The following is a 26,350-nucleotide window of genomic DNA, read 5'->3' as shown; positions in this document are numbered from 1 at the left end:
CTATACACTGCACGTATGGCTGGCTTCGCAAAACTCGTTCCTTCCGCGCGCGGACTTCTGGTCTTCGAGGCGGCTGTCCGGCTGGCAAGTTTCACGGCCGCTGCCCGGGAGTTCAACGTCACGCAACCGTCCGTAAGCCGCAGCATCGCCCAGCTCGAGACCGATATTGGCGTCGCTCTTTTCACGCGGAATTCGACGGGATTGACCCCGACCGCGGACGGCCGCGCGCTCTATTCGGCGGTGCGCGAAGGATTTGACGGGATCGAGGAGGTTATCCGCGGGATCAAGGAGAAGAACGTCGCAAAGCCGGTCGTCACGCTCTCCCTTTCAAGCTCGCTGGTGACGCATTGGTTTGTTCCGAGGCTGAGCATCTTCGCGACAAGATTTCCGGACGTGGACCTGAGATTCGAGCTGATCGCGGGCGTTCTGCGCGGGCCGGTCGAGAACGTCGACCTGGCCACCAGAATCCTGGCCGATGACGACTTAAACTATCACCGTTGGGCGTTCTCGCCGGAAATCATCGTTCCGGTGTGCAGCCCATCCTATCTGTCGGCCCATGGCCGGCTGAAGCACGACGCGGACGGCGAGGGCCATGTCTTGCTTCATCTCACCGATGCCAAGCTGCAATGGCTGGACGCCTGGGGCCACGTCGCCGACCGCAAGACCAGCAAGGCAAAGTGGCTCGAATTCTCGGACTACGCGGTTGTGCTCCAGGCCGCGATGAACGGGGAAGGCGTCGCGCTCGGCTGGCTCAGCAATGTCTCTAGGGCCTTGCTTCAGGGGACACTTGTCCCTGCATCGGACCGCCAGATCAACACCGGCCGGACCCATCACCTGATTGCGCCGCGCTCGAGACCGGTGCGGCCGATCGTCTCCGAGATCTGCGCCTGGATGATCGCTGAGATGCAAACCGAATTGAAGGCCTTGCATCCAATGTTGCGGCCGGACGTCTGGCGAAGGGCCGGCTCCAACTGATCGTAGGTTCCGCCACGCATCCCGCGCTCGCAAGTTCAAGCCCGAAGTGCCGCTTGCCTATTTGGTATGCTGGTATAACATGTAGCTGGTATGGTGTCTTTTGAATGGGCGTCATAGCGGAACAGCAGACGAGCCGACCCATGTTTGGCCGGCGCTTTTGGGAGGAGATATCAATGAAGTTCGCAATCGTTGCGGCGCTCACCGGCGCCGCGCTGGCTAGCGTTTCGGGTCTGCCGGCAATGGCGTCTCCGGACGCGCCGGTCATCGCGCTGGCCAACGCGTATTACGGCAATACCTGGCGCCATCAGATGGTCGAGGCCTTCGAGGCTTCGGCCAAGGAAGCCAAGGCCGCCGGACAGATCGCCGACTATATCGTCATGAACGGCGACGGCTCGGTCGCGCAGCAGAACAGCCAAATCGCCGAACTGATCCTGAAGAAGGTCGACGTGCTCGCCGTCGATGCCGCTTCCGAAACCGCGGTCAACGGCATCATCGAGAAGGCCTGCAAGGCCGGCATCATCGTGATTTCCTTCGATTCCGTTGCTTCGGCGCCCTGCAACTACCAGCTCAATTTCGACTTCAAGGGTTACAAGGCCGCCCAGGCGGAAGCCGTGTTCAAGATGCTCGGCGGCAAGGGCAATGTCATCCAGGTGCGCGGCGTGAAGGGCTCCGCGCCCGACAACGACATGTTCAAAGCCCAGCAGTCGGTACTGGCCAAATATCCCGACATGCATCGGCGGCGCCGCCTTCTGGCTCGGCCTGTCGCTGCTCAAGGGCGCCAAGGCGCCCAAGCTGATGATCATGCCGGTGGCAACCGTCGATGCCAACAACCTCAAGGACTACGCCAAGCTGCCGGGCGGTCAGATCATCAGCCCGAGCTATTCGCTGGACTGGGTCAAGCAGAACCTGCTCAGCAAGTAAGGCAGGCCGTTTAACGGATCGGGCGCCGCCCCACAGCGGCGCCCGATCTTCGCCTGCGAAGAAGCGGAGGACGAATGTCCCATCTTGCCGTTGCCGCACAGGGCAGCGCCGTAGCCACGGGGCCTGCTGCCCCTGCCCGGCCAAGCGTCGTTTCGCTCAGCGGAATAACCAAGAGCTTCGGGCCGACTCTCGCCAACGCCGGGATTGATCTTTCCGTCGGCGCCGGCGACGTGATCGGGCTGGTCGGCGGCAACGGCGCCGGGAAATCGACGCTGATGCGCATTCTGTGCGGCGCGATGTGGCCGACGCTCGGCTCGATTTCCTTCGCCGGCACGGAGGTTGCTTTCGCCGGCTACGACACCGGCGAAGCGCAGCGGCGCGGTATCCGCATGGTGCATCAGGAGCTGTCGCTCTGCGCCAACCTGTCCGTCGCCGAGAACTTTTTCCTGGAAACGCCGAGCGACTCCGCAAGCCGGCCTGGCTGGCGCGCGCTCTATCGCACCCGCGCCCGCGCGGCGCTCGACGCCGTCTTCCCCGGCAATACAATCGACGCCGACACCGAGGTCGGCCATCTCAGCATCGCCGAACGGCAGATGGTGGAGATCGCGCGTGCCGCGGCGACGCCCGGCGTCAAGCTGATCGTGCTCGACGAGCCGACATCCTCGCTCGATCTCGACCGCTCGAAGCAGCTCCGCGCCTTCATTCGCGAGCGGGCCAAGGCCGGTCTCGCCTTCATCTTCATCAGCCACAAGCTGCAGGAGATCATCGACATCGCCACCGAAGTCGTGGTGTTGCGCAACGGGCGCACCGCGTGGCAGGGCCATACGACGGATGCCTCGATCGGCAAACTGGTGCAGTTGATGGGCGGCGATGCCGATCCGGTTCACCAGCACGCCGTCGCGGCCGCATCCTCCCAGGATGTGCTGGTGCGGCTCTCCGGGCCGCTGACGGCCGAGCTCGGCCGCGACATCGACATCGTGCGCGGCGAGATCGTCGGGCTGGCCGGCCTCGAAGGCAGCGGCCAGAAGGAATTGCTGCACGCGATCTTCAACCCCGGCCGAAAGCAACACGCCGTCGTCGCCAGGCATGCGGATGCCGGCTACATCGCCGGCGACCGGCAGAAGGAAGGCGTGTTCCCGCTGTGGAGCGTGCTTTCAAACATCAGCATCGGCGCGCTTGCCCGCCGCCCGGCGCTGGGCTTCGTTTCCGACCGCGCCAGCCGCGATACCGCTTCGCGTGCCGCAAGCCGCCTGCGCCTCGACGACCGGCGCTTCCAGTCCAACATCACCGAACTCAGCGGCGGCAACCAGCAGAAGGCGCTGGTGGCGCGCGCGCTTGTCGCCGACACGCCGGTCATCCTGCTCGACGACCCGACGCGCGGCGTCGACATCGCCACAAAGCAGGATTTCTACCGGCTCTGCAACGAGGTCGCGCGTAGCGGCCGCGCGCTGGTCTGGCACACGACCGAGGATGCGGAACTGCTCGCCTGCGACCGCGTGCTGGTCTTTTCAGGCGGCCGGATCGTGAAGGAACTGGCGGGCGAGGCGATCACCGAGCAGGCGATCGTCGGCGCCTCCTTCGCCCAATCGACGGACAAGCAGATGAGTACCGCGCGAAACCGGACCACCATGGCGGGTTTCGCTCGCCGGCTGGTGAACGCGGCGCCGTTCATCGGGCTCGCCGCCGTGCTCGCCATCATGATCGCGATCAACCCGGCGGTCGCCTCCACCTTCGGCCTCGACCTGCTGTTGATGCCGGCCCTGTCGCTGGTGCTGGTGACCGGGGCGCAGATGTTCATCGTCGGCGGCAGCGAGATCGATCTCGGCGTCGGCGCCTTTGCAGGTCTCGTCAGCGTGCTCAGCGCCACGCTGCTCTACGACCAGCCGTGGCTCGGCGCGCTGGCGCTGATGGTGGCGGTCGCCACCTATGCGGGGCTTGGCGGCCTGATCCAGGCCCGCAAGATCCCGGCGATCGTCGTCACGCTCGGCGCATCCTTCATCTGGGTCGGGATAGGCTATGCGCTGCAGCCGACACCGGGCGGCGCCAGCCCGGACTGGCTGTCGGCCCTCTTCAACTGGTCGCTCGGTGTCGTGCCGACCTCGATCATCCTAATCGCCGCCGTGGCGCTGATCGTGCTCGTCATTGACAGGCTGCCGCTCGGCGTCGTGCTGCGCGGCTTCGGCAACAACCCGGCGGCGATGATCCGCTCGGGATGGTCGCCGACGCGCTACGCGCTGGTGCGCTATCTCATCGCCGGACTGTTCGCCGCCGCCGCCGGCCTGTCGCTGACGGCCATCAACACGGCGAGCGACATCAATTCCGGCAATTCCTACACCTTGCTGAGCGTCGCCGCCGTGGTCATGGGCGGCTGCTCGCTGCTCGGCGGCGTCATCTCGCCGGTCGGCGCTGTCGCCGGCGCGGTGACGCTCTCATTGATCGGCGCGCTGCTCGGCACGCTCAGCGTCAGCAGCGACTACAACGCCGCCACGCAAGGGCTGATACTGATCGCGCTGCTCACGCTGCGCAGCCTGACCGCCGACCGCAGGAGCGAGCCATGAACGCACTCGCGGGCTTCGGCATCTGGGCGCAGCGCAACCGCTGGATCTGGTCGGCGATCGGCGTGCTGCTTTTATGGCTGGTGCTGTCATTCGTCACCAACCGCTTCAGCCTGTCCAGCCTGTCCGGCGTCGTTCTGTCGGCCTCCTTCCTGACGGTCGTCGGTATCGGCCAGATGTTCGTAGTGACGACCGGACGCGGCAACATCGACCTTTCGGTCGCCTCGGTGATCACGCTCAGCGCCTTCGTCGCCCTGCTCACCATCAAGGGCCAGGACGCGAACCTCGCCATCGGCGTGATCGCCGCCATCCTGCTCGGCCTTGGCGTCGGGGCGCTCAATTCGCTGCTGGTCGTCGGGCTCGGCATCCCGGCGATCATCGCGACATTGGCGACCGGCTATGTGCTGGCGACGGCGACGCTTCTGTCCAACAAGGCGATCCCGGGCTTCGCCGTCAGCCCTTCGCTGAAGGAACTGGCGACCGGGCGCATTTCCGGCGTGCCGATCATGGCCGTCATCGCCGTCGTCGGCGTGGCGGCTACTTCCTTCGTGCTGCGCTACACCGTTTTCGGACAGCTCTTGTCGGCGGTCGGCCAGAACCGCGCCGCGGCGCGGCTTGCCGGCATCCGCAATGGCCCGGTGATCGCGTCGGCCTTCATCATCTCTTCGGTGCTGGCATCGCTCGATGGGCTGCTGCTCGGCGCCTATATCGGCGGCGCTTTCCTCGAAATGGGCCAGCCCTATCTCTTGCAGTCGATCGCCGCCGTGGTGCTCGGCGGCACGCTGATCTTCGGTGGCTCGGCGACGGCTTTGGGCACGTTCTTCGCCAGCATCCTGCTCATCCTCATCGTCACCACCATGCAGATCATCGGCCTGCCTCCGGGCGCGCAGGACATCGTGCAGGGCGTCGTCGTCATCTTCGTGCTGGCGCTGGCGGGGCGCCAGGCTCTGGCGCGGCGCGCCTCCGTCGATCCTGCCGATGGCGAGGCGGACCCGGCGGCCAAGGCGGAAGCGAGCGCGCCGGGCATCCACCCCGGCTGAGAGACACGACGCGATGATTTCCTCTTGCCAAATCGTGGTAGAGTGATCATACCAGTATATGAGATGACGATTGGCGAGAGCGTCGTCCGAAATTCAGGGAGCAAGGCCAAATGACAACGATTGCGCTGTTCGGTGCGGGCGGCAAAATGGGCTACCGTTTGTCGACTAATTTTCGCGGGTCGCCCTATACGATACGCCATGTCGAGATCAGCGAGGCGGGCAAGGAGCGCCTGAAGACCGGACTCGGCATCGATACGGTCAGCGTCGACGAGGCGCTCAAGGGCACCGAAGTGGTGATCCTTGCGGTTCCCGACACGCATATCGGCAAGGTCGCGGCCAGCATCGAAAGCAAGCTGGCGCCGGGGACGATGGTGATCGTGCTCGATGCCGCGGCGCCCTTTGCCGGCCATCTGCCGAAGCGTCCTGACCTGACCTATTTCGTCACCCATCCCTGCCATCCGCCGATCTTCAACGACGAGACCGACATGGCGGCCAAGAAGGACTTCTTCGGTGGCGTCAAGGCCAAGCAGCATTTCGTCAGCGCCCTAATGCAGGGGCCGGAAGAGGACTACGCCAAGGGGGAGAAGATCGCCCAGATCATCTGGGCGCCGGTGATGCGCTCGCACCGCGTCACCGTCGAGCAGATGGCGCTGCTCGAGCCTGGCCTCTCCGAGACGGTCTGCGCTTCCCTGCTCGTCGTCATGAAGGAGGCGCTCGACGAGGTCGTGGCGCGCGGCGTCGATCGGCAGGCGGCGCTCGATTTCCTGCTCGGCCACATGAACGTGCTCGGCGCCGTCATCTTCGGCGAAACCAAGGGCGTGTTCTCGGACGCCTGCAACAAGGCGATCGAGTTCGGCAAGCCGGTGCTGATGCGCGACGACTGGAAGCGGGTCTTCGAATCGGAGGAGATCGCTGCCAGCATCCAGCGCATCACCTGAGATAGCTACTATCAGGTACATATCACCTGAATTAGTGATTGACTCATCATACCAGTTGGCTTTAGCTGTTCCGGCTCGGATTGCTGGGAAAATCCGAAGCGGACGTGGAGGAATGGCGGGGAGCGGCAGCGAGGGTCGGTTCGGATGAAAGCCGGCGAAGGCTTTCAAAATCCGAGCGGCGCGGCCGGCACCGCCTGACGAATTTCAAACACAGACGATTGCCTCGATCGAGGCACGGTTTTCAACGGGAGGACTTCATGAAACTCACTCGCAGAATGACGCTTGCGGCTTTCGCCGGCGTGCTCGCACTGGGCACCGCCATGCCTGCCTATGCGGCGGACCTGATCGCCATCATCACACCTTCGCACGACAATCCGTTCTTCAAGGCGGAAGCGGTGGGCGCCGAAGCCAAGGCTAAGGAGCTCGGCTACGACACGCTGGTGCTGGTGCATGACGATGACGCCAACAAGCAGTCGGAGTTGATCGACACCGCGATCGGCCGCGGCGCCAAGGCGATCATCCTCGACAATGCCGGCGCCGACGCCACCGTCGCCGCCGTGCAGAAGGCCAGGGACGCCGGCGTTCCCGCCTTCCTGATCGACCGCGAGATCAACGCCACCGGCGTCGCCGTGGCGCAGATCGTCTCCAACAACTACCAGGGCGCCCAGCTCGGCGCGCAGGAATTCGTCAAGCTGATGGGCGAGAAGGGTAATTTCGTCGAGCTGGTCGGCAAGGAATCCGACACCAACGCCGGCATCCGCTCCAAGGGCTATCACGACGTGATCGACGACTACCCGGACCTGAAGATGGTCGCGCAGCAGTCGGCCAATTGGAGCCAGACCGAGGCCTATTCCAAGATGGAATCGATCCTGCAGGCCAATCCCGATGTCAAGGGCGTGATCTCCGGCAACGACACGATGGCGATGGGCGCCTATGCGGCGCTTGCCGCCGCCGGCCGCAAGGATGTCATCGTCGTCGGCTTCGACGGCTCGAACGACGTGCGCGACTCCATCACCTCCGGCGGCATCAAGGCAACGGTGCTGCAGCCGGCCTATGCCCAGGCGCAGATGGCCGTCGATCAGGCCAGCGACTTCATCAAGAACAAGAAGTCGCCCGAGAAGGAAAAGCAGCTCATGGACTGCGTGCTCATCAATGGCGACAATGCTCCCAAGCTGGAGACCTTCGCGCTCAAGAACTGAGCTGGCGATAGAAGCTGCGAGGGGCGAACACTTGTTCGTCCCTCGCCTCCATTTCACTTTCGGGTATCCTTGATTGCCATGACCAAGCCGGCTTGTCCGCTCAAGAAGAGTTGGCTGATCCTTGCGCTCACTGCCGCCGTCGGCCTGAGCGCCTGCAAGATCCTGCCGACGCCCTCGGCGCAGGGTGCCGATAGCGGCAACGGCTCCGCCTTCAATCCCGACAAGATGGTCGAGGAGATCTGGGCCTCGAAGGTCATTCCCTATCTGCAGCAGAAGGCAGGCCCGTTCGCCGAGGTCCATGCGCTGGCAAAGACCGATCCCGCCGCTGCCGGCGCAAAATACGGCAATCCGAAGAAGCAGGCGAATTCGCCATGGACCTTCGCGGTGCGCGTCGAGGGCAAGATCGTCGCCGCCAACACGCAATCGCGCGCGGCAACCATCGATGTCGACGTCGACGGCGACGGCAAGGCGGACGCGCGGGTGCAGATCGGGCCGGCCATGCGCGGTACGGCGCTGCGCGACAGTCTGGACTTCGTGCAGTTCAACGACTTCACCAACCAGATCGACTTCGCCCAGTTCGGCAAGGCCTTCAACGCCCATGCCGGCAAGACGGTGCTGTCCAAGCTGCCGCGCGATGGGCTCGAGGGCCGCACCGCAAAGGTGCTCGGCGCCTATACGATCGAAGGCGGCCAGGACCTGCCGCTGGTGACGCCGGCGGAGGCCGAGATCGGGCCGAAGCCATGAGCCCCCCGCCCGGTCACGACGTCATCCTGAAGCTAGAAGACATCTCCAAGGTCTATGCCGGCACCGTGGCGGTCAAGCACGCGAATTTCGAGGTGCGCAAGGGCGCGGTCAACGTGCTGGTCGGCGAGAATGGCGCCGGCAAGTCGACGCTGATGAAGATCATCGCCGGCGTCGAACGGCCGACCGCCGGCCGCATCCTGCTCGACGGCAACGAGGTCTCCTTCTCGTCCTCCGGAGACGCCGTCAGCCGCGGCATCGGCATGGTGTTCCAGGAGCTGAACCTGTTCGGCAACCTCTCGGTCGCCGAGAACATCTTCGCCACCCGCGAGCTGACCAACGGCTTCTGCAAGATCGACCACAAGGCGCAGGAGCGGCGCGCCGCCGAATTCCTCGAACAGCTCGAAGCCGGCATCAGGCCCGACATGCTGGTCGAGGATTTGCGTATCGGCCAGCAGCAGCTGGTCGAGATCGCCAAGGCGGTCTCGCTCGACGCGCGTATCCTGATCATGGACGAGCCGACCTCGGCGCTGAGCGCGGCCGAGGTCGAGATCCTGTTCAAGGTGATCGCCGATCTCAAGGCGCGCGGCGTGGCGATCGTCTACATCTCGCACCGGCTGGAAGAGCTGATCCGTATCGGCGACTACATCACCGTGCTGCGCGATGGCCGCATCACCGGCCAGGAAGAGATGAGACAAGTCGATACGCAGTGGATCGTCCGGCAGATGATCGGCTCGGACGCCAAGGATTTCGCCAAGGCCGACGGCCATCAGCCCGGCGAAGAAGTATTCCGCGCCGAGGAAATCTGCCTGCCGCGCGTCACCGGCGGACTGGCGGTCGATCATGTCTCGCTGTCGCTGCGCGCCGGCGAGATCCTCGGCATCTACGGATTGATGGGCGCCGGCCGCAGCGAACTGTTCGACTGCATCATGGGCCGTCACGGCCAGGCGAGCGGCAGGATATTCATCGACGGGAGGCCGGTAAAGGAGCGCGACACGGCGCGGCGTATCCAGCGCGGCCTGGCGCTGATCCCGGAAGACAGGCAACGCGAGGGACTGGTGTCGATCCTGTCGGTCGCCAGCAACCTGACGCTTGCGAGCCTGTCGCGTTTCGTCAGCCTGTTCCACATACGCGGCGGCGCCGAGCGCCAGGCCGTCACGCAGATGGTGCGCGAGCTGGCGATCAAGGTCGCCGATCCGATGCAGGAAGTCTCGTCGCTGTCGGGCGGCAACCAGCAGAAGGTGGTGATCGGCAAGGCGCTGCTCACCGACCCAAAGGTGCTGTTGATGGACGAGCCCAGCCGCGGCATCGATGTCGGCGCCAAGGCCGATGTCTTCCGCACCATGCGCAAGCTTTCACGCGACGGGCTGGGCATTCTCTTCGCCACCTCCGACCTCGACGAGGTGATGGCGCTATCCGACCGGATCGCGGTGATGAGCAACGGAAAACTGACAGGCATGTTCGATCGCGCCGAGGCGACGGAAGCGGCGATCGTCGCCGCATCGGCGCTTGGCCATGGACCCGTGCATGGAGAGCAACGCCGATGACCGACATTCCAGCCAAGGCTGCCGCGCCATCCGCGTCCAGCGGCTCCGTGCTGCTGACGCTGATGAAGCTCCGCACCTTCATCGCGCTGATCGCGGTGCTGGCGTTCTTCTCGATCGCGGCGCCAAATTTTCTGTCGGCCGCCAATCTGATCCTGATGGCCAAGCACGTGGCGCTCAACGCTTTCCTCGCCATGGGCATGACCTTCGTCATCATCACCGGCGGCATCGATCTGTCGGTCGGCTCGATCGTCGGCTTGTGCGGTATGGTCGCTGGCTATCTCGTGCTCAACGGTATCGACCTGCAGATCGGCTACACCGTCTATTTCAACGTCGTCGAGATAGCTCTCATTACGCTTTCGGTCGGCATACTGATCGGCGCCGTCAACGGCTTGCTGATCACCAGGCTGAACGTCGCGCCCTTCATAGCCACGCTCGGCACGCTCTATGTCGCCCGCGGCCTGGCGCTTTTGTCGTCGGACGGCCGCACCTTCCCCAACCTCGTCGGCAAGCCGGAGCTCGGCACCACCGGATTCGGCTATCTCGGCGCCGGCAAGCTGCTCGGCCTGCCGGTCTCGATCTGGATACTGCTCGTGGTGGCGCTTGGAGCCGCCTACCTCGCCCGCTACACGCCGCTCGGCCGCCACATCTTCGCCGTCGGAGGCAACGAGCGTGCCGCGCGCATCTCGGGCGTGCGCGTCAACGTGGTGAAGATGTTCGTCTACATGTTCTCAGGCTTCTGCGCGGCGATCGTCGGTCTCATTATCTCGTCCGAGCTGATGGCTTCGCACCCGGCGACGGGCGAAAGCTTCGAGCTCAACGCCATTGCGGCAGCGGTGCTCGGCGGCACCTCGATGTCGGGCGGCCGCGGCACGATCGGCGGCACCATCGTCGGCGCCTTTGTCATCGGCATCCTCTCCGACGGGCTGGTGATGATGGGCGTCAGCTCGTTCTGGCAGATGGTCATCAAGGGTCTCGTCATCATCGTCGCTGTCGTCGTCGACCAGGCGCAGCGCCGGCTGCAGAGCCGGGTGACGCTGATGCAGATGGCGAAGGTGGGCTGACCATGGCGATCTTGCGTGGAGCGCTGATCGGCTGCGGCTTCTTCGCGGTCAACCAAATGCATGCCTGGCGCGACATCGACGGCGCTTCGATCGTCGCGATCTGCGACCGCGATCCCAAGCGATTGCGGATCGTCGGTGACCAGTTCGGCATCGAGCGGCGCTACAGCGATGCGGCCGAAATGTTTGCCGGCGAGACGCTCGACTTCGTCGACATCGCGACCACCGTCGGCAGCCATCGGCCGCTGGTCGAGATGGCTGCTGCAAACCGCGTCCCGGTGATCTGCCAAAAACCTTTCGCGCCGACGCTCGGCGACGCCAAAGCCATGGTCAAAGCCTGTGCGGATGCCGGCGTGCCGCTGATGGTGCACGAAAACTTCCGCTGGCAGTCGCCGATCCAGGCGGTGCGCGCCGTGGTCGACAGCGGCGAGATCGGCAAGCCGTTCTTCGGGCGCATCTCCTTCCGCTCGGCCTATGACGTGTTTTCGGGGCAGCCTTATCTTGCGACCGGCAAGCGCTTCATCATCGAGGATCTCGGCATCCATATCCTCGACATCGCCCGCTTCCTGCTCGGCGACGTGTCGAGCCTCACCGCGCGCGCCGCGCGCGTCAATCCGGACATCGCCGGCGAGGACGTGGCGACGATGCTGATGGATCACGAAGGCGGCGCCATCTCCGTGGTCGATTGCAGCTATGCGACCAAGCTTGCGACCGAACCGTTCCCCGAAACGCTGATCGAGCTTGACGGCAGCGATGGCACAATCCGGCTGGCGCGGGGCTATCAGCTCACGGTCACCGGCAAGAGCGGAACCAAGATCAGCGACGTGTCGCCGCCGTTGCTCCCCTGGGCGTCGCGGCCATGGCACAACATCCAGGAAAGCGTCATGGCGATCCAGAAGCACTGGGTGGACTGTCTAACGAGTGCCAAGGAGCCGGCGACTTCCGGCGCCGACAATCTCAAGACATTCGCCCTGGTCGAGGCCGCCTATGCCGGCGCCGCGAGCCGGCAGCCGGTGCGGATCGAAGAGTTGCTCAAATGACCGCCGGCACGTTCCGCCTCTACGGCACGCGCGCGGTCGACGCCGAACCGGTCCGGCTCGTAGCCGGCCCGCTCAGCGCCGATTTCGTCAACGGCAATCTGCGCACCGTCCGCCATGGCGGCGTCGAGGTGCTGCGCGCCGCCGCCTATATCGTGCGCGACCGCGACTGGGGCACTTATGAGCCGGTGCTGGCGGATCTGGTCATCGAACAAGGTGACGACCGTTTCTCGGTGCGCTACTCGGCAAGCTGCGAGGGGCCGGGCGGGAGCCGGCTCGGCTTTGACGCCACGATCGAGGGCCGCGCCGACGGCCGCCTCGTCTTCGATGTGAGCGCGCTGCCCGAAAGCGATTTCGAGACCAACCGCTGCGGCTTCTGCATCCTGCATCCGATCGCCGGTCTCGCCGGCAGCCCGGTCAAGATCGAGCATACGGACGGCAGCGTGGCGGACACGAAGCTGCCCTTGCTGATCGACCCCTGGCAGCCGTTCAAGAACATGCGCGCCATCACTCAGCAGGTCCGGCCGGGCGTCGGCGCCGAATGCCGGATGGAAGGCGATATTTTCGAGATGGAGGACCAGCGCAACTGGTCGGACGCCTCCTACAAGACCTATGTGCGGCCGCTCGCTTTGCCGTGGCCCTACGTGCTGCCGGCCGGACAAACCAATCGTCAGACGATCACGCTGCGCATCACCGGCGACGAGAAGTCGAAAGCCGCCGCAGCGGGAACCGAACCGGTCCACATCGAACTTGGCGCAGCCGGAGCGAAGCTGCCCGATATCGGTGTGGTCATTTATCCGGAAGATGTCGAGGCGGCGCTTGCCAAGCTTCCGCTGCTGTCGAACCTTGGCCCGCAGCAGCTTCTCCTCCACTATGATCCGACACGCGGCCACGGCCTGGACGCCTTGCGCGCCCATGCCAGGCTCGCCGCCGCATTCCCCGCCAAGACAACCCTCGAATGCGTCGTCGCCTGTGCCGGCGATCTCGACGTTGAACTCTCCGGCGTTGCCGAGATGGTGCGCAGGGTGGGTCTGCGCCTCGATACCATCGCGGTCTCGCCTTCGGTCGACCGGCAGTCTACGCCGCCCGGCAGCATCTGGCCGGCATGCCCACCGCTCGAGGACGTCTACGCCGCCGCCCGCCGTGCCTTTCCGGACATCCGCCTTGGCGGCGGCATGTTCAGCTATTTCACCGAGCTCAACCGCAAGCGCGTTCCCGCCGACGCGCTCGATTTCATCACCCATTGCACCTGCCCGATCGTGCACGCGGCGGACGATCTCAGTGTCATGCAATCGCTGGAGGCGCTGCCTTTCATCACCCAGTCGACACGGGCGATCTACGGAGCGAAGCCTTATCGCATCGGACCCTCGACCATCGCCATGCGGCAGAACCCCTATGGCGGCGCGACCAAGGACAATCCACACGGCCAGCGCATCGCCATGGCCAATCGCGATCCGCGCCATGCCGGCTTGTTCGCTGCCGCCTGGACGATCGGCTATGCCGCGCGCGTGGCGCCGGCCGGGCTGGAGATGCTGACGCTTTCCGGCTTCACGGGGTCGTTCGGCGTACTGGCAGCCGCCGGCGAACCCGCCGAAGAAGGAAAGCCGCGGCCGATCTTCCATGCTGTGCAAGGCCTCGCCGCGCTGGCCGGCCATACGCATATCGCTGTGCGCGTCAGCGGCGATCGCGTGGCTGCGCTGGCGGGCCGCTCGCCGGCTGGCGCCGTGACGGCCTGGCTGGCAAACATCGCGTCGGACGAGGTGCCCGTCGACATCTCGGCGCTGGTTGGCGGAGCGGCAGGTCCGGTTACGATCTGGGACGGAGTGGGTGAACGCACGCTTGCAATCGGCGCGGCTTCAGGGCGCTTCACTATGCCGGCTTACGCCATAGCAAGGATCGGCTGAACGAAGTTATTTCTCAGAGCTCATCACATAGAGGGCGCGCGAGCGTTCGAGGTGCTTGATCATCGCCTTCTCGGCGCCTTCGGCGTCCTTCTTCTCGATACAGCCGATGATCTCTTCGTGCTCGGTCAGTGTGAATTTTTCCTTGCCGGTCCAGATCAGCATCTCGGTGTGATATTCCTTCAGCCAGCCGAGCATCGCCTCGCTGACCGCGACATAGATCGGATTGCCCGAGATCGCCGCGATCTGGGTGTGGAAGCGCATGTCGGCGGAGATGAAGGCCTCGGCATCGCCGCGCGCGGCGCGCTGCTCGGCGACGGTCGCTCTCAACCGCTGCACATCCTCGGGCGTCGCCTTCTCGGCCGCTTCCTTGACCATGCCGCGCTCGAAGAAGATGCGCGCGCTCTTCAAATGCTCCAGCGTATCCTTCGACGACGACAGGATGATCTTGGCCGCGCCGTCGACCTGCTTGATGATCGACTTGGCGGTGAGCTGCAGCACCTTGGCGCGCTCACCATGCGAGATGGCGACAAGACCCATATTGCTCAGCGCCTGCATCGCCTCGCGAATCGCCGGCCGGCCGACTTCGAAGCGCTCCATCAGTTCGCGCTCGGACGGCATGTCGTCACCCGGCTGCAACTCGCCGCTGGTGATGAGGCGCTTCAGCCTGGCAAAGACTTCATCGGAAAGCTTGCGCCGGACGATCGGTTCCGAACGGTTCATCGCCGCGAATCACTCCTTGACCCAGACCCAATCTAACACCGCGACTGCAATTTCCGGAATGGCTGTCACCTTTCGCATGGCGCTCCGCCAAGCAGGATATTGCTTGCAATGCTTATGTGCTCATTATACCAGATTTCGAGCACAGGGAATTCTTTTCCTGCCTTTTCGAAGTATGACCCGGCCATGATCACCCTCACCTATCGCATCGAGACCGCGGGGAGCATCGAGGCGCTGGCGGCCAAGATCGCCAGCGACCAGTCGACCGGCACCTTCGTCGCGTTGCCCGGCGAGACCGAGGAGTTGAAGGCACGGGTGGCGGCGCGCGTGCTTGCGATCCGGCATTTGCCGGACGCGGCGCAACCGTCGATACCCGAGGTCGGCGGTGGTCCCTTCAAGCGCGCCGATGTCGACATCGCTTTTCCTTTCGACGCGATCGGTACCGATCTCGCGGCGCTGATGACGATTGCGATCGGCGGCATCTATTCGATCAGGGGGCTCACCGGCATCCGCGTCATCGACATGAAGCTGCCGGAAGAGTTCCGAGGCGCTCATCCCGGCCCGCAATTCGGTGTCGCCGGCAGCCGAAGGCTCACCGGCGTCGAGGGCCGCCCGATCATCGGCACCATCGTCAAGCCGGCGCTGGGTTTGAGGCCGCATGAGACGGCCGAGATGGTGGGCGAGCTGATCGAGGCCGGCGTCGATTTCATCAAGGATGACGAGAAGCTGATGAGCCCGGCCTATTCGCCGCTGTCGGAGCGGCTGAAGGCGATCATGCCGCTGATTCACGACCATGAGCAGAAGACCGGCAGGAAAGTGATGTACGCTTTCGGCATCTCGCACGCCGATCCCGACGAGATGATGCGTAACCACGATCTGGTGCTTGAAGCCGGCGGCAATTGCGCGGTGGTCAACATCAACTCCGTCGGCTTCGGCGGCATGGCCTTCCTGCGCAAGCGCTCCGGCCTGGTGCTGCATGCGCACCGCAACGGCTGGGACATCCTCACCCGCCATCCCGGCCTCGGCATGGACTTCAAGGTCTGGCAGCAGTTCTGGCGGCTGCTCGGCGTCGACCAGTTCCAGATCAACGGCATCGCCTCCAAATACTGGGAGCCGGACGACTCCTTCGTTCGCTCCTTCGAGGCTGTGACGACACCTTTGTTCTCGGCCGAAGATTGCGCGCTGCCGGTGGCGGGATCCGGCCAATGGGGCGGACAGGCGCCGGAGACCTATGAGCGCACCGGGCGCACGGTCGATCTCCTCTATCTCTGCGGCGGCGGCATCGTCAGCCATCCGGACGGGCCGGGAGCCGGCGTGCGCGCCGTGCAGCAGGCCTGGCAGGCGGCGGTCGAGGGTATTGCGCTGACGGACTACGCTCGCGGTCACCCCGAGCTAGCGCGCTCGATCGAAAAGTTCGCCGACGGCAAGGCGGCCTGAGCATGCAAAACCTGCTTCTCAGCTATTACGGCGACGACCTCACCGGCTCGACCGACGTCATGGAGGCGCTGGAACTCGGCGGCGTGCCGACCGTGCTGTTCATGCGCAAGCCCGATGCCGAACTGATGACGCGCTTCGCGCATTGCCGCGCCGTTGGCCTTGCCGGCACCAGCCGCAGCGAGTCGCCGCAATGGATGGACACATACCTCAAGGACGCCTTCGCCTGGCTGAAGACGCTGCGGGCCGAGATCTGCCACTACAAGGTCTGCTCGACCTTCGATTCCAGCCCCACGATCGGCAGCATCGGCCGGGCGATCGAGATCGGTCGCGCGGTGTTCGCGCAAGCCTGCGTGCCGCTGGTGATCGGCGCGCCGCAGCTCAAGCGCTACACCGCCTTCGGTCACCTCTTCGCGGCCTATCGCGACAGATACTATCGCATCGACCGCCACCCGGTGATGAGCCATCATCCGGCGACGCCGATGGACGAATCCGATCTCCTGGTGCATCTGTCCCGCCAGACCGACCTGCCGTCGGAACTGCTCGATCTCGCAACGCTGCGGTCGCCTGGTAGGTCCGGAGCCTTTGACAGGCTGGCCGCGGATTCGGCGATCCTGCTCATCGATGTCGACAGTCCCGAGAGCCAGGTGCTCGCCGGCAAGGAAATCTGGCGCACCCGCAAGTCAGGCGGATATTTCGTCGCCGGCTCCTCCGGCATCGAATATGCGTTGCTCGCCGAATGTCAGGGCAATGCAGGGGCAAGCGCGAGCTTCCAGCCGCCCGGCGCCGCCGACCGCATCGCGGTGGTGTCGGGCAGTTGCTCGCCGACGACGGAACGGCAGATCCGGCATGCGATGAGCGACGGTTTCGACGGCATCGAGGTCGACCCCGTCGAGCTGGTCTCCGAACGCTCCGGAAGTGCGATCGCGCGCGCCGTGGCGGCCGGATGCGCCAGCCTGGAAGCCGGACGCAGTGTGATCCTCTATACGGCACTCGGTCCTACGGCCGACCGCGGAGCGGAGATCGACCGCCAGGAAGGCGCCCGCCACAAACTCGGCCGTGGCCTGGGCGAACTGCTTCGCGCATTGACCGTGGAACAGCAATTGAAGCGGGTGATCATCGCCGGCGGCGACACGTCCAGCCACGCGCTCGGCCAGATGGGCGTCGACGCGCTGACGGTGAGAATGCCGCTGCCGGCATCGCCCGGCTCGCCGCTGTGCGTCGCCCATTCGAGCATCGCTGCGGTCGACGGGCTGGAGGTGGCGCTGAAGGGCGGACAGGTCGGAACCGACCGCTATTTCTCGGCCATCCGCGACGGCCTCGGCGGTTGATAGTCCCATGCCGCACTCACCCGTTTTCGGCCCGATGTCGCCAAGGGACTGATCAATGATGCCTCAAGTCTGGATCGGCACAAGCTGGAAAATGAACAAGACGCTTGGCGAGGCGCATGCCTTCGCCAGCGGACTGCTTGCCGACCCGGAAGGCGACCCGCGGGTCCAGCGTTTCGTCATCCCGCCCTTCACGGCGGCGCGAGAGGTCAAGGCGATACTGAGGGATACCTCCATCAAGGTCGGTGCCCAGAACATGCATTGGGCCGACGAGGGCGCATGGACCGGCGAGATTTCACCGGTGATGCTGAAGGATTGCAATCTCGACATCGTCGAGCTCGGCCATTCCGAACGCCGCGAGCATTTCGGCGAAACCGACGAAACCATTGGCCTCAAGACGGAGGCCGCCTTGCGCCACGGCCTGACCCCCTTGATCTGCATCGGCGAGACTTTTGCCCAACGCGAGGCCGGCTTGGCCCGCGAAGTTCTCGACAGGCAGGTGCGCGGCGCGCTCTCCAAGCTCAGCGCCGCGCAGAAGCGTGCGCCGATCCTGCTCGCCTACGAGCCGGTATGGGCAATCGGCGTCAACGGCATTCCGGCGACGTCGGACTATGCCGATGCCCGCCAGGCAGAGATCATCGCTACCGCTGAGGACGTGCTCGGGCGCCGCGTTCCTTGCCTCTATGGCGGTTCGGTCAACCAGGACAATTGCGCTGAACTCATCGCATGCCCGCATATCGACGGGTTGTTCATCGGACGCGCTGCATGGGCTGTCGAGGGCTACCTCGACATCCTGTCCAGATGCCTCGCCAAACTATGAGGGAGACGATCATGAAGCTCGCGATTGCGGGGGACAGTGCCGGCGAAGGTCTGGCCAGGGTTCTTGCCGACTACTTGAAGGACAGGCACGAGGTTTCGGAAGTGTCGCGCACCGAAATCGGCCCCGACCCGTTCTACGCCAATTTGTCCGATCGGGTCGCGAGCGACGTGCTGGCCGGCAAATACGACCGTGCCATCCTGATCTGCGGCACGGGGATCGGCGTCTGCATCTCGGCCAACAAGGTGCCCGGCATCCGCGCGGCGCTCACTCACGACACCTACTCCGCCGAGCGCGCCGCGCTGTCGAACAATGCGCAGATCATCACCATGGGCGCGCGCGTGATCGGGTCCGAGCTGGCGAAGTCGATCGCCGATGCTTTTCTCAAGGAAACGTTCGATCCGCAAGGGCGGTCGGCCGGCAATGTCGCCGCCATCGACCAGGTCGACGCCAAGTACAACGCTCGCTGACTCTCGGGCGCTGGCCTGGCGACTTCTCCAGCGGCACTGCAACCGCTTAGCGAACTTCCGGCTGTTTGGCTCGCCAAGAAAACAGAACGTTCCAAGCGGCCGGGAAACGCTTTAGTCTCGCGGCCGAAATTGTACAGGGAGAAGCGCATGAGCCTGACGCAGAAGCTGATCAACGACGGCAATGCAGCGGTCGACGAAATGCTGGTCGGCATCATGGCTGCGCATCCTGAGCATCTTTGGCGCCCCGACAATGCGCCGCGTGCGGTCGTCGCCAAGCACGGTCCGCGCACCGGCAAGGTAGCGCTGGTCATCGGCGGCGGCTCAGGCCATGAGCCGACCTTCCTTGGCTATGTCGGCAAGGGATTGGCGGATGCCGCCGCGATCGGCAACGTCTTCGCCTCGCCGCCTCCGCAGCCGGCGGTCGACGCGGCGATGGCCGCGAGTGGCGGCGCCGGCGTCCTGTTCATGTACGGCAACTATGCCGGCGACGTGATGAACTTCGACATGGCTGCCGAGCTTCTGGAGATGGAAGGCATCGAGGCGCGCACGGTGCTGACCACCGACGACATCGCGTCGGCGCCGCGCGATCAACGGCAAAAGCGCCGCGGCGTGGCCGGCAACGTGTTCATCTTCAAGGCCGCGGGTGCGGCCGCCGACATGATGATGCCGCTGGACGAAGTGGAGCGCATCGCCCGTCACGCCAACGACCGCACCTTCACCATGGGCGTGGCGCTCTCGTCCTGTTCCCTGCCGCAGACGCGGCGGCCAAGCTTCGATCTGCCCGTTGGCGAGATGGAGATCGGCATGGGCATCCATGGCGAGCCCGGCGTACGGCGCGGCCCATTGCGTTCGGCCGACGATGTCGCCGACGAAATCATGGATGCGATTCTGGCGGAAATGAAGGCGCCGGCCGGCGATCGCGTCGCGGTGCTGGTCAATTCGCTTGGCGCAACGCCACTGATGGAGCTCTACATCCTGAACGCCCGGACAGCCGAACGCCTGCAGGCTGCCGGGCTGGTAGTCCACAAGACGCTGGTCGGGCCCTATTGCACGTCGCTCGACATGGCCGGAGCCTCGATCACCGTCATGCATCTCGATGACGAATTGCAGCGCATGATCGACCATCCCTGCGACTGCGCCATGTTCCGGAGCTGAGCGAGATGGACTTTACGACCAAGGATTTGAAAGCCCTTTTCGGCGCCTTCTCCGAGCGGATGGCGACCGAGCGCGACAGGCTCTGCGCGCTTGACGGGGTGATCGGGGACGCCGATCACGGCATCGCCATGGAACAAGGCATGAAGGCCGCTGCCGACGCGGCCCAGGCCGCCGAGGGCACGTTGCAGGACGTCTTCAACGCCGCCGCCAAAGGCTTTCTCAACGCAGTCGGCGCCTCCTCCGGACCGCTCTATGCGACCGCCCTTCTGCGCGCTGGCAAGGCCGCGGGCCCGCGCGGATCGATGCCGAGCGGCGAGCTGCGGACCGTCATTGCGGCGATGCGTGATGGCATCGTCCATCGCGGCAAGGCCGAACCGGGCCAGAAAACCATGCTCGACGCCTGGGCGCCGGCTGCGGATGCGGCAGTCAATGGCCAGAACGCCGATGCCATAGCCGCCGCTGCCCGCCAGGGAGCGGAAGCGACGCGCGATATGATCGCCACCGTCGGCCGCGCCGCACGCCTCGGCGAGCGCTCGCGGGGTCATCCGGACCCCGGCTCGGTTTCAGCCGCAATGCTGGTCGAAGAAATCTGCAATGCGATGAAGACCGCCTGACCATCTGTTGCGTGGGCTAAAGCAATTCCAGGAAAAGTGTGAAACAGTTTTCCGTCCGGAATTGCGTGGAAACAAATAGTTAGAGCAGTTCGGCGTTTCCATGAAACGGTGAACTGTTCTAGCCAAGCGCGTTCCTTGGCTTCAGCTTCCTGCCCAAAATGCGCGCGTAGAATGGCTCGCATTACCGGCGTGGCGCTCAGACTGGGGACGGCGCTCGGCGTGCGCATCAAAAATCGACGACAGGCGTGTCCGGCATCTGCTGTTCGAACAGTGTCCAGAACACGGAGCCCCGGGTTTCAGAGTACCATTGCTCGAAATCCGCAAGCGCGGCACGGATATTGACGGATTGGTTCCCGTTCGTGTCCCGGAACATTGCCAGCGCAACCGGCGCAAAATGCGAGATCACCTCCGAGCGCGCCTCGCTGTCTGCATTCCAGCCGAGGCTCGTGCGCAAAGCGGCGAAGGCGCTCGCAACGGCGATATCTTCACTTTCGGCCGGGGCTATCGCATCGGCGATCATCTGCATGAAATTGAGCCGCCGGAAAGCAAAGGCGCGGTCCTGTTCCAGAACTGCGATCTGCCTTGCTGCCTCGTGCCGGAAACTCGTCTCCACAGCTTTGGCGGACTCGGCCGCAGTCCTCAGTTCAAGCAGAAAAGATGCTGGCATCGCGTCATCTCCTCGGAAAGATCCGACAGCCAATTCTAAGAGGATGGCGGAAGAGAGTGGGAGTCGAACCCACCAAGGACCGGCTCGCGGCCCCTCCCGGATTTGAAGTCCGGACGCCCCACCGGGGACGATGCTCCTCCAGAAGCTTTCGCGATTGGCGGCCCACTGTCGTCCTGGCGGCGAAACAGGTCCAGCCGATGCTTGTTGACGCGACGCAGGTCACCGCGTCGCAAGGTGACGCCGTGCCGATCGAGGAATTCGAGGATGTGGACAGCGACCTTGCGCCCGCTGCCCGCACTGTCGCGAAACTGTGCGACACTGAACCGTCCGTCATGCTCGGCCGCCAGATCGCAGACGATCTCGACGATCTCGCCCAGCGCCGAGTGAAGGAAGAAGTGATCATGCGCAACCTCATGAACCGTGCCGATGCGTCCGGAGAGCTTCAGGACCTTGCGGATTTCCGCTTCCGGCCGGGCAAGCTCGCTTGCGATGTCGCGCACCCTTGGGGGATGGAATTTCACCGGGCCAGCTAGCCGTGGCTCGATCTCGCGCCAGAGGGCCTCCTCCCTGGCCGCGAGACGGACCTGATGTCCCGGAAGCCGTATCCAGGCGCCGTCAAGCTCGATCTGACCGACGCGGACCAGACTTCGCATCGCGGCGGCGAAGGCCGGCGCAGGAAGACAGGGATCGAGCTGAAGGCGCAGCTTTTCCATTCCGATGCCCGGCAAATCGGGGTTGCCGGCATGAAAGGCCTCCAGGATTGAGCCCAGGTCGCGCCTGAACCGAGCCCAACCGATTGACGAGACCACGAACTGCGTCTCCCCGACGGAAATCGTGGCAAGGCCGAGACGATCGATCAGGCTTGCGACCTCGCCGGCGCCGAGGGCACGATCGCGTGCGAAGGCTCCAATATCCAGATAGCGGGGCGGCGTGTCGAGCAGCGCAGCGACGGCCTTTTCCGGTGCCGGAATGGCGAATGCTTCGAGCATGGCCAGCCGATCCGGTGAGCGGCGTTTCCGGCTCGGACCTCTGAGGTCGATGAAGCGTCCGCCGCCGATGGTTCGCTGGGCGGAGGTGTCGCGCATCACATAGGCGTCGCCGGCCGCAGCGGCGATCGGGTTCTCCAAAACGATCTGGACCTTGGCTGTGCTGCCTGGCGCTATAGGCTCGTCGTTGAGAAGCACGATCCTGGCCCCGACCTCGGCAGCGGCGTGGTGGAGCCGCACCGGGAACCACTGCCCGATCGGCCTTGGCTCGCGGGGCAGCAGGCGCAACTCGGCGTCGATCCTGTCCGCCGGCGCGTGAAGCGCGGGATCGAGGATCACGTCTCCGCGGCGGATCGCCTCCTTGCTGACGCCGTCGCCGGTCAGACAGAGCGCGCAGCGGTCTCCGGCTCGGCCGCGCTCTGCCACCCGGTCCTGAGCGTGGATCGAGCGAATGCGCGCGGCAAGCCCTGGCGGGCTCACCACCACGCTGTCGCCGACGTCAATGCAACCTGAAAGCACGGTGCCGGTCGCGACGGTGCCGATGCCATGCAGGGTAAAGCAGCGGTCGACCGCCAATCGAAAGCGGCCCGCGGCTGAGCGCCTGGCAAAGCGCGATGCCTCCTCAGCCAGCAGGCGCCGAAGGTCATCGATGCCTTCGCCGGTAACGGTAGAGGCCGGGACAACCTCAGCCTCCTCCAAGGCTGTACCGGCAACGGCGGCGCTGATATCCGCGGCAACGGCTACGCGTCGTGCCGGGTCGGCCAGATCGCACTTCGAGAGCACGACCAGCCCGCGCCTGACACCAAGGAGATCGATGATCGCCAGGTGTTCACGCGTCTGCGGCATGACGCCGTCGTCGGCCGCCACGACCAACAGCGCGAAATCGATGCCGCTGGCGCCGGCGACCATGGTGTGGACGAAGCGCTCATGACCGGGAACGTCTATGAACCCGACGATGTCCCCGCTCGGCGTCGGAAGATAGGCGAAGCCGAGGTCGATCGTCATGCCGCGCGCCTTCTCTTCCTGGAGCCGGTCCGTATCGACGCCGGTCAGTGCCTGCACCAGCGCCGTCTTGCCGTGGTCGACATGTCCCGCCGTGCCGACGATCATGGCGCAGGCTCCTCGAGCGACAGCGCAGCGCGGCGCTCGCCCTCGGCGATATCGTCCGCGGTGAGCGCGCCGCGCGCCGCGTCGATATACCGGCCTGCGAGAGCACTGCCGCCTGCCCGCGCACGCAGCAGCCAGGCATAGGCTTCGACAGCGTCGGCGGGAACGCCGGCGCCGAGATGGCAGGCGGCGCCGAGCAGCGCCTGGCCGTCCGCGTCGCCGCGCAACGCTGCCTTGCGCCACCAGCGGACCGCTTCGGCAGGATCGCGCGGCACGCCGAGCGCATCGTGATAGAGCATGCCGACACGGGTCATTGCCGATGCGATCCCTCGCCCGGCGGCGGCCAGCGCCCAGCGCCGCGCCTCGGCGATGTCGGGCTCGATCACCTCACCCTCGAGCAGCATCCAGCTCAGCATGTCCTGCGCCGGTCCGTCGCCTTGTTCCGCCGCGGCCCTATAGAGTTCGGCCGCGCGGCGGTAATTCTGCTCGACGCCTTCGCCACGGAAATAGAGCGAGGCGAGGTTCCGCTGCCCGACGGGATCGCCGGCTTCGGCGGCGAGCGCCAGCCAGCGGGAGGCAAGACCGCAGTCACGCTCGACGCCGAGCCCCTCGGCGAAGCAGGCGCCGATATTGTTTTGGGCGCGAGCCGATCCGGACCGCGCCAGCGGCTCCCAAATGCCGAGAGCTGTGGCGTAGTCGCTCCGTTTGGCAGCGTCGAGGGCCGCCGCCAACCGGTCGGCTGCAAATGCCGGAGCGGCCTTGCGCGCGAGATGATCAAGCCATCGCACCGCCGCTGCCTCCCGGAGAGAAGTTTGCGAGATTGGCCACAAAACCGGCTTCGTCTTCAAGGCAACGCAGATCAAGCACGAGCGCCCGCTTTTCGACGCGCCCGATCACCGGAACAGGCAGCGCGCGCAAGGCGGCTGCGAGTGCTTCCAGGGCCTGACCGCTGCCTGAATGGGGGCTAAGAGCAAGCCCGGCGCTCGGCAAGGTATCGAGCGGCATTGCGCCCGATCCGACCTGGCTGCGGCACTCCATCACTTGCACTATAAATTGATCGCCCAGAGCATTGGAAAGCAGGGGAGCCAAGCGCTGGGCCTGCGTGGCAATATCGACGGCGAGGCGCGCGAGCAGCCTGAGCGTCGGCAAACGCTCGGCCAGGCGATCCGGGTTGCGATAGAGCTTCAGTGTCGCCTCCAACGCGGCCAGCCGGAGCTTGTCGACACGAAGCGCCCGCTTCATCGGGTTTCGGTTGACCTCGGCAACAAGATCCTTCCTGCCGACGACGAAACCTGCCTGCGGCCCTCCGAGCAGCTTGTCGCCCGAGAAGGTGACGAGATCGGCGCCGTCCGCGATCGCCTCGCCTACGGTCGGCTCGTGCCTGAGGCCATATTGGGTAAGATCGATGAGCGTGCCCGAGCCGAGATCGTGGACGAGAGGCACGCCGCGTTCCCTGGCGATTGTCGAAAGCTCGCGCGCCGGGACTTCGGCCGTGAACCCCTCGATCCGGTAGTTCGACGTGTGCACCTTGAACACGAGTCCGGTCGCCGGACCGATGGCCGACAGATAGTCCCTGGGATGCGTACGGTTGGTGGTCCCGACCTCAACGAGCTTCGCTCCCGCGCGGGTCATGATGTCCGGCATGCGGAACGCGCCGCCGATCTCGATCAGCTCGCCACGCGACACGATCGCCTCGCGGCCAAGCGAGAGCGTGTTGAGGACGAGGAGGACCGCGGCCGCGTTGTTGTTGACGATAGTCGCGTCCTCGGCCCCCGTGAGCTCGCATATGAGCATGCGCAGATGATCGTCGCGTTCGCCGCGTCTGCCGGTCCCGATATCGAATTCGAGCGCCACTGCCTCGCGCATGGCGGCGCGCATTGCCTCGGCGGCTTCGTTCGCGATGAGCGCGCGGCCGAGATTGGTGTGCAGCACAGTGCCGGTCAGGTTGAAAACCGGGCGCAGCGATGGGTGCTCGGCGGTCTTGAGCCGGACAAGTGCGTCGGCGGCGAGGTCGCACGGATCAGGCACCGCGGCCCCGGTGCGCCACGCTGCCCGCGCTTCTTCGAGCACATCGCGGATGGCGCGCGTCGTGGACTGCTGCCCGAAGCGCTCGACCGCCGCAGCCGCGAGCGGGGTCCTCAGCACCCGATCGACTGATGGGAGATCGCGCAGGCGAGTTGCGGGCAGACCCGACATCGCACCCTCAATAGCCGATCAGGAACGGGTTGAACGATCCGCGGCGATAGCCGGTTTCGCGCACGAGCATGTCGAGGCCAAGCGTTGCCACGTCATCGGCGATCGGGTCGAGACCGGGATCCTTGTGCTGATGCAGGATCTTCACATAGCAGCCGCAGGAATCACAGGTCTCGGCCTTCACCGTGCCCGGCCCGCCCTCGATCTCCTGGTAGCCGATGCCCTTGGTCGAGCCGCACAACGTGCATTTGATGCGCACGTGGTTCCACAGCGTGCCGCATAGCGAGCATGCGCAGAAGCGCGACCCATGGGCTCCCTGCCAGCCGACAATGATCGAGGATGCCGGCGGGGATCCGCAGGCGGGGCACGCGCCCTCGCCTACCGGCACCAGCGCAGGGGCGTCGAGGCGGGCGGCGAGACGGGCGAAGTGAACCTGCAGCGCGGCCGCGACATAGACGTGTTCGGCGAGCGCCTCCATCGGGATCGCACCGGCGAGCACATTGCGCACCATGCCAGCGCGCTTCGCCGGAGTGGCCTGCCTCAAACGGTCCAGCGCATCGGCCGCGGCGCCCGGCTTCTCGATCTCCGACGCCGCGGCGATCAGGCGGTCGAGCGTCTCTGCGGCCATGTCGAGGACGAGTTTGTTGCGGTCGAGCGGCGGCATTCCAAAGCTCCTCGCGCGCGCGCGCGCCGAGGCATCAGGCATCTCCGGCTCCGTCAGGCCCTCCTGACTACGGTGCTGCACATCGGCGAGAGCGGCAAGAAAGCGAAGATAGGGACCCAGCTCATGGCCTGCAGCCAGCGCGTTCCACCGCTGCGCGCGGCGAGAGAACAGACTTGAAGGCTCTGGAAGGCGGGCAAAGGGAGGGGCGGAGACCTCGCCTATGGCGGTGGGGTCGGAACCCGCCGGAATGATCTGTCTTGGCATTCGAGCCTCACGAACCGCA

General features: G+C 65.2%; 21 protein-coding genes, 1 tRNA gene and 2 pseudogenes. 17 read left to right on the top strand and 7 right to left on the bottom strand.

Features of this window, described 5'->3' with window-relative positions; translation table 11 throughout:
• Positions 1–15 precede the first annotated feature (15 nt).
• The 11 genes and pseudogenes from EJ071_RS17865 (at position 16) to EJ071_RS17815 (ending at position 13,915) form a co-directional block, all read left to right on the top strand.
• On the top strand, positions 16–975 hold the full coding sequence (locus tag EJ071_RS17865) for a LysR substrate-binding domain-containing protein (protein ID WP_126099022.1): 960 nt from the start codon (positions 16–18) through the stop codon (positions 973–975).
• 173 nt (positions 976–1,148) lie between these two features.
• Positions 1,149–1,896, top strand: a pseudogene (locus EJ071_RS17860) (substrate-binding domain-containing protein).
• 74 nt (positions 1,897–1,970) lie between these two features.
• Positions 1,971–4,454, top strand: coding sequence for an ATP-binding cassette domain-containing protein (locus EJ071_RS17855; RefSeq protein WP_126099021.1), 2,484 nt, complete (start codon positions 1,971–1,973; stop codon positions 4,452–4,454).
• Positions 4,451–5,491 carry an ABC transporter permease gene (locus EJ071_RS17850; RefSeq protein ID WP_126099020.1) on the top strand — a complete coding sequence of 347 codons (1,041 nt, stop codon included), beginning with the start codon at positions 4,451–4,453 and terminating at the stop codon, positions 5,489–5,491. Before EJ071_RS17855 ends, EJ071_RS17850 begins: the two co-directional genes overlap by 4 nt.
• A gap of 110 nt (positions 5,492–5,601) precedes the next feature.
• Entirely contained in the window at positions 5,602–6,429 is an 828-nt protein-coding gene (locus EJ071_RS17845; protein ID WP_126099019.1) for a phosphogluconate dehydrogenase C-terminal domain-containing protein, read from the top strand.
• Between the two features lie 257 nt (positions 6,430–6,686).
• Positions 6,687–7,628 (top strand): D-ribose ABC transporter substrate-binding protein, encoded by a 942-nt coding sequence (locus EJ071_RS17840; protein ID WP_126099018.1) that lies wholly within the window; start codon positions 6,687–6,689, stop codon positions 7,626–7,628.
• A 78-nt stretch (positions 7,629–7,706) separates the two neighbouring features.
• The gene (locus tag EJ071_RS17835; RefSeq protein WP_126099017.1) at positions 7,707–8,372 is read left to right on the top strand and encodes a DUF2291 family protein; all 666 of its coding nucleotides are present in this window, start codon (positions 7,707–7,709) and stop codon (positions 8,370–8,372) included.
• Positions 8,369–9,916, top strand: coding sequence for a sugar ABC transporter ATP-binding protein (locus EJ071_RS17830; protein ID WP_126099016.1), 1,548 nt, complete (start codon positions 8,369–8,371; stop codon positions 9,914–9,916). Before EJ071_RS17835 ends, EJ071_RS17830 begins: the two co-directional genes overlap by 4 nt.
• Positions 9,913–10,977: an ABC transporter permease gene (locus tag EJ071_RS17825; protein ID WP_126099015.1), complete on the top strand. Its 1,065-nt coding sequence runs from the start codon at positions 9,913–9,915 to the stop codon at positions 10,975–10,977. Before EJ071_RS17830 ends, EJ071_RS17825 begins: the two co-directional genes overlap by 4 nt.
• Before the next feature lie 2 nt (positions 10,978–10,979).
• Positions 10,980–12,014 carry a Gfo/Idh/MocA family oxidoreductase gene (locus EJ071_RS17820; RefSeq protein WP_126099014.1) on the top strand — a complete coding sequence of 345 codons (1,035 nt, stop codon included), beginning with the start codon at positions 10,980–10,982 and terminating at the stop codon, positions 12,012–12,014.
• On the top strand, positions 12,011–13,915 hold the full coding sequence (locus EJ071_RS17815; RefSeq protein ID WP_126099013.1) for a hypothetical protein: 1,905 nt from the start codon (positions 12,011–12,013) through the stop codon (positions 13,913–13,915). Before EJ071_RS17820 ends, EJ071_RS17815 begins: the two co-directional genes overlap by 4 nt.
• Before the next feature lie 6 nt (positions 13,916–13,921).
• Here EJ071_RS17815 and EJ071_RS17810 read toward each other — a convergent pair whose 3' ends face one another.
• On the bottom strand, positions 13,922–14,635 hold the full coding sequence (locus tag EJ071_RS17810) for a transcriptional regulator NanR (protein WP_126099012.1): 714 nt from the start codon (positions 14,633–14,635) through the stop codon (positions 13,922–13,924).
• 183 nt (positions 14,636–14,818) lie between these two features.
• Between EJ071_RS17810 and oiaX the strand changes: the two genes are divergently transcribed.
• From oiaX to dhaL, 6 genes are all read left to right on the top strand, one after another.
• Positions 14,819–16,069 (top strand): 3-oxo-isoapionate-4-phosphate decarboxylase OiaX, encoded by a 1,251-nt coding sequence (oiaX, locus tag EJ071_RS17805; protein WP_126099011.1) that lies wholly within the window; start codon positions 14,819–14,821, stop codon positions 16,067–16,069.
• A gap of 2 nt (positions 16,070–16,071) precedes the next feature.
• On the top strand, positions 16,072–17,397 hold the full coding sequence (locus EJ071_RS17800; RefSeq protein ID WP_126099010.1) for a four-carbon acid sugar kinase family protein: 1,326 nt from the start codon (positions 16,072–16,074) through the stop codon (positions 17,395–17,397).
• 58 nt (positions 17,398–17,455) lie between these two features.
• Complete coding sequence (locus EJ071_RS17795) at positions 17,456–18,214, top strand: triose-phosphate isomerase (protein WP_126102633.1); 759 nt, start codon at positions 17,456–17,458, stop codon at positions 18,212–18,214.
• 11 nt (positions 18,215–18,225) lie between these two features.
• The gene (locus EJ071_RS17790) at positions 18,226–18,681 is read left to right on the top strand and encodes an RpiB/LacA/LacB family sugar-phosphate isomerase (RefSeq protein ID WP_126099009.1); all 456 of its coding nucleotides are present in this window, start codon (positions 18,226–18,228) and stop codon (positions 18,679–18,681) included.
• Between the two features lie 147 nt (positions 18,682–18,828).
• The gene (locus EJ071_RS17785; protein WP_126099008.1) at positions 18,829–19,836 is read left to right on the top strand and encodes a dihydroxyacetone kinase subunit DhaK; all 1,008 of its coding nucleotides are present in this window, start codon (positions 18,829–18,831) and stop codon (positions 19,834–19,836) included.
• A gap of 5 nt (positions 19,837–19,841) precedes the next feature.
• Positions 19,842–20,450 carry a dihydroxyacetone kinase subunit DhaL gene (gene dhaL / locus EJ071_RS17780; RefSeq protein WP_126099007.1) on the top strand — a complete coding sequence of 203 codons (609 nt, stop codon included), beginning with the start codon at positions 19,842–19,844 and terminating at the stop codon, positions 20,448–20,450.
• 226 nt (positions 20,451–20,676) lie between these two features.
• Here the strand turns inward: dhaL and EJ071_RS17775 are convergent, their stop codons facing one another.
• From EJ071_RS17775 to fdhE, 6 genes and pseudogenes are all read right to left on the bottom strand, one after another.
• Positions 20,677–20,976 (bottom strand): hypothetical protein, encoded by a 300-nt coding sequence (locus EJ071_RS17775; protein WP_126099006.1) that lies wholly within the window; start codon positions 20,974–20,976, stop codon positions 20,677–20,679.
• A gap of 185 nt (positions 20,977–21,161) precedes the next feature.
• Positions 21,162–21,257: transfer RNA gene (locus EJ071_RS38295), tRNA-Sec, on the bottom strand.
• 129 nt (positions 21,258–21,386) lie between these two features.
• Positions 21,387–23,213, bottom strand: a pseudogene (gene selB, locus EJ071_RS17770) (selenocysteine-specific translation elongation factor); the annotation flags it as partial.
• Positions 23,210–23,998, bottom strand: coding sequence for a tetratricopeptide repeat protein (locus EJ071_RS17765; RefSeq protein WP_126099004.1), 789 nt, complete (start codon positions 23,996–23,998; stop codon positions 23,210–23,212). The pseudogene selB and the gene EJ071_RS17765, both read right to left, overlap by 4 nt.
• Positions 23,985–25,406: an L-seryl-tRNA(Sec) selenium transferase gene (gene selA / locus EJ071_RS17760; RefSeq protein WP_126099003.1), complete on the bottom strand. Its 1,422-nt coding sequence runs from the start codon at positions 25,404–25,406 to the stop codon at positions 23,985–23,987. The genes EJ071_RS17765 and selA overlap by 14 nt, the downstream gene beginning before the upstream one ends.
• Before the next feature lie 7 nt (positions 25,407–25,413).
• Positions 25,414–26,331 (bottom strand): formate dehydrogenase accessory protein FdhE, encoded by a 918-nt coding sequence (gene fdhE, locus EJ071_RS17755; RefSeq protein ID WP_126102632.1) that lies wholly within the window; start codon positions 26,329–26,331, stop codon positions 25,414–25,416.
• Positions 26,332–26,350 lie beyond the last annotated feature (19 nt).

This window comes from Mesorhizobium sp. M1B.F.Ca.ET.045.04.1.1 (assembly GCF_003952465.1).
Taxonomy (GTDB): Bacteria; Pseudomonadota; Alphaproteobacteria; order Rhizobiales; family Rhizobiaceae; genus Mesorhizobium; species Mesorhizobium shonense.
Note: the sequence above shows the minus strand (reverse complement) of the source record. Positions and strands in the feature narration are given on the sequence as shown.

What these genes read in the sequence shown, in the direction of transcription:
- EJ071_RS17865 (WP_126099022.1), top strand. Translation starts at nt 16, where the DNA reads ATGGCTGGCTTCGCAAAACTCGTTCCTTCCGCGCGCGGACTTCTGGTC.
- EJ071_RS17855 (WP_126099021.1), top strand. Translation starts at nt 1,971, where the DNA reads ATGTCCCATCTTGCCGTTGCCGCACAGGGCAGCGCCGTAGCCACGGGG.
- EJ071_RS17850 (WP_126099020.1), top strand. Translation starts at nt 4,451, where the DNA reads ATGAACGCACTCGCGGGCTTCGGCATCTGGGCGCAGCGCAACCGCTGG.
- EJ071_RS17845 (WP_126099019.1), top strand. Translation starts at nt 5,602, where the DNA reads ATGACAACGATTGCGCTGTTCGGTGCGGGCGGCAAAATGGGCTACCGT.
- EJ071_RS17840 (WP_126099018.1), top strand. Translation starts at nt 6,687, where the DNA reads ATGAAACTCACTCGCAGAATGACGCTTGCGGCTTTCGCCGGCGTGCTC.
- EJ071_RS17835 (WP_126099017.1), top strand. Translation starts at nt 7,707, where the DNA reads ATGACCAAGCCGGCTTGTCCGCTCAAGAAGAGTTGGCTGATCCTTGCG.
- EJ071_RS17830 (WP_126099016.1), top strand. Translation starts at nt 8,369, where the DNA reads ATGAGCCCCCCGCCCGGTCACGACGTCATCCTGAAGCTAGAAGACATC.
- EJ071_RS17825 (WP_126099015.1), top strand. Translation starts at nt 9,913, where the DNA reads ATGACCGACATTCCAGCCAAGGCTGCCGCGCCATCCGCGTCCAGCGGC.
- EJ071_RS17820 (WP_126099014.1), top strand. Translation starts at nt 10,980, where the DNA reads ATGGCGATCTTGCGTGGAGCGCTGATCGGCTGCGGCTTCTTCGCGGTC.
- EJ071_RS17815 (WP_126099013.1), top strand. Translation starts at nt 12,011, where the DNA reads ATGACCGCCGGCACGTTCCGCCTCTACGGCACGCGCGCGGTCGACGCC.
- EJ071_RS17810 (WP_126099012.1), bottom strand. Translation starts at nt 14,635, where the DNA reads ATGAACCGTTCGGAACCGATCGTCCGGCGCAAGCTTTCCGATGAAGTC.
- oiaX (WP_126099011.1), top strand. Translation starts at nt 14,819, where the DNA reads ATGATCACCCTCACCTATCGCATCGAGACCGCGGGGAGCATCGAGGCG.
- EJ071_RS17800 (WP_126099010.1), top strand. Translation starts at nt 16,072, where the DNA reads ATGCAAAACCTGCTTCTCAGCTATTACGGCGACGACCTCACCGGCTCG.
- EJ071_RS17795 (WP_126102633.1), top strand. Translation starts at nt 17,456, where the DNA reads ATGCCTCAAGTCTGGATCGGCACAAGCTGGAAAATGAACAAGACGCTT.
- EJ071_RS17790 (WP_126099009.1), top strand. Translation starts at nt 18,226, where the DNA reads ATGAAGCTCGCGATTGCGGGGGACAGTGCCGGCGAAGGTCTGGCCAGG.
- EJ071_RS17785 (WP_126099008.1), top strand. Translation starts at nt 18,829, where the DNA reads ATGAGCCTGACGCAGAAGCTGATCAACGACGGCAATGCAGCGGTCGAC.
- dhaL (WP_126099007.1), top strand. Translation starts at nt 19,842, where the DNA reads ATGGACTTTACGACCAAGGATTTGAAAGCCCTTTTCGGCGCCTTCTCC.
- EJ071_RS17775 (WP_126099006.1), bottom strand. Translation starts at nt 20,976, where the DNA reads ATGCAGATGATCGCCGATGCGATAGCCCCGGCCGAAAGTGAAGATATC.
- selA (WP_126099003.1), bottom strand. Translation starts at nt 25,406, where the DNA reads ATGTCGGGTCTGCCCGCAACTCGCCTGCGCGATCTCCCATCAGTCGAT.
- fdhE (WP_126102632.1), bottom strand. Translation starts at nt 26,331, where the DNA reads ATGCCAAGACAGATCATTCCGGCGGGTTCCGACCCCACCGCCATAGGC.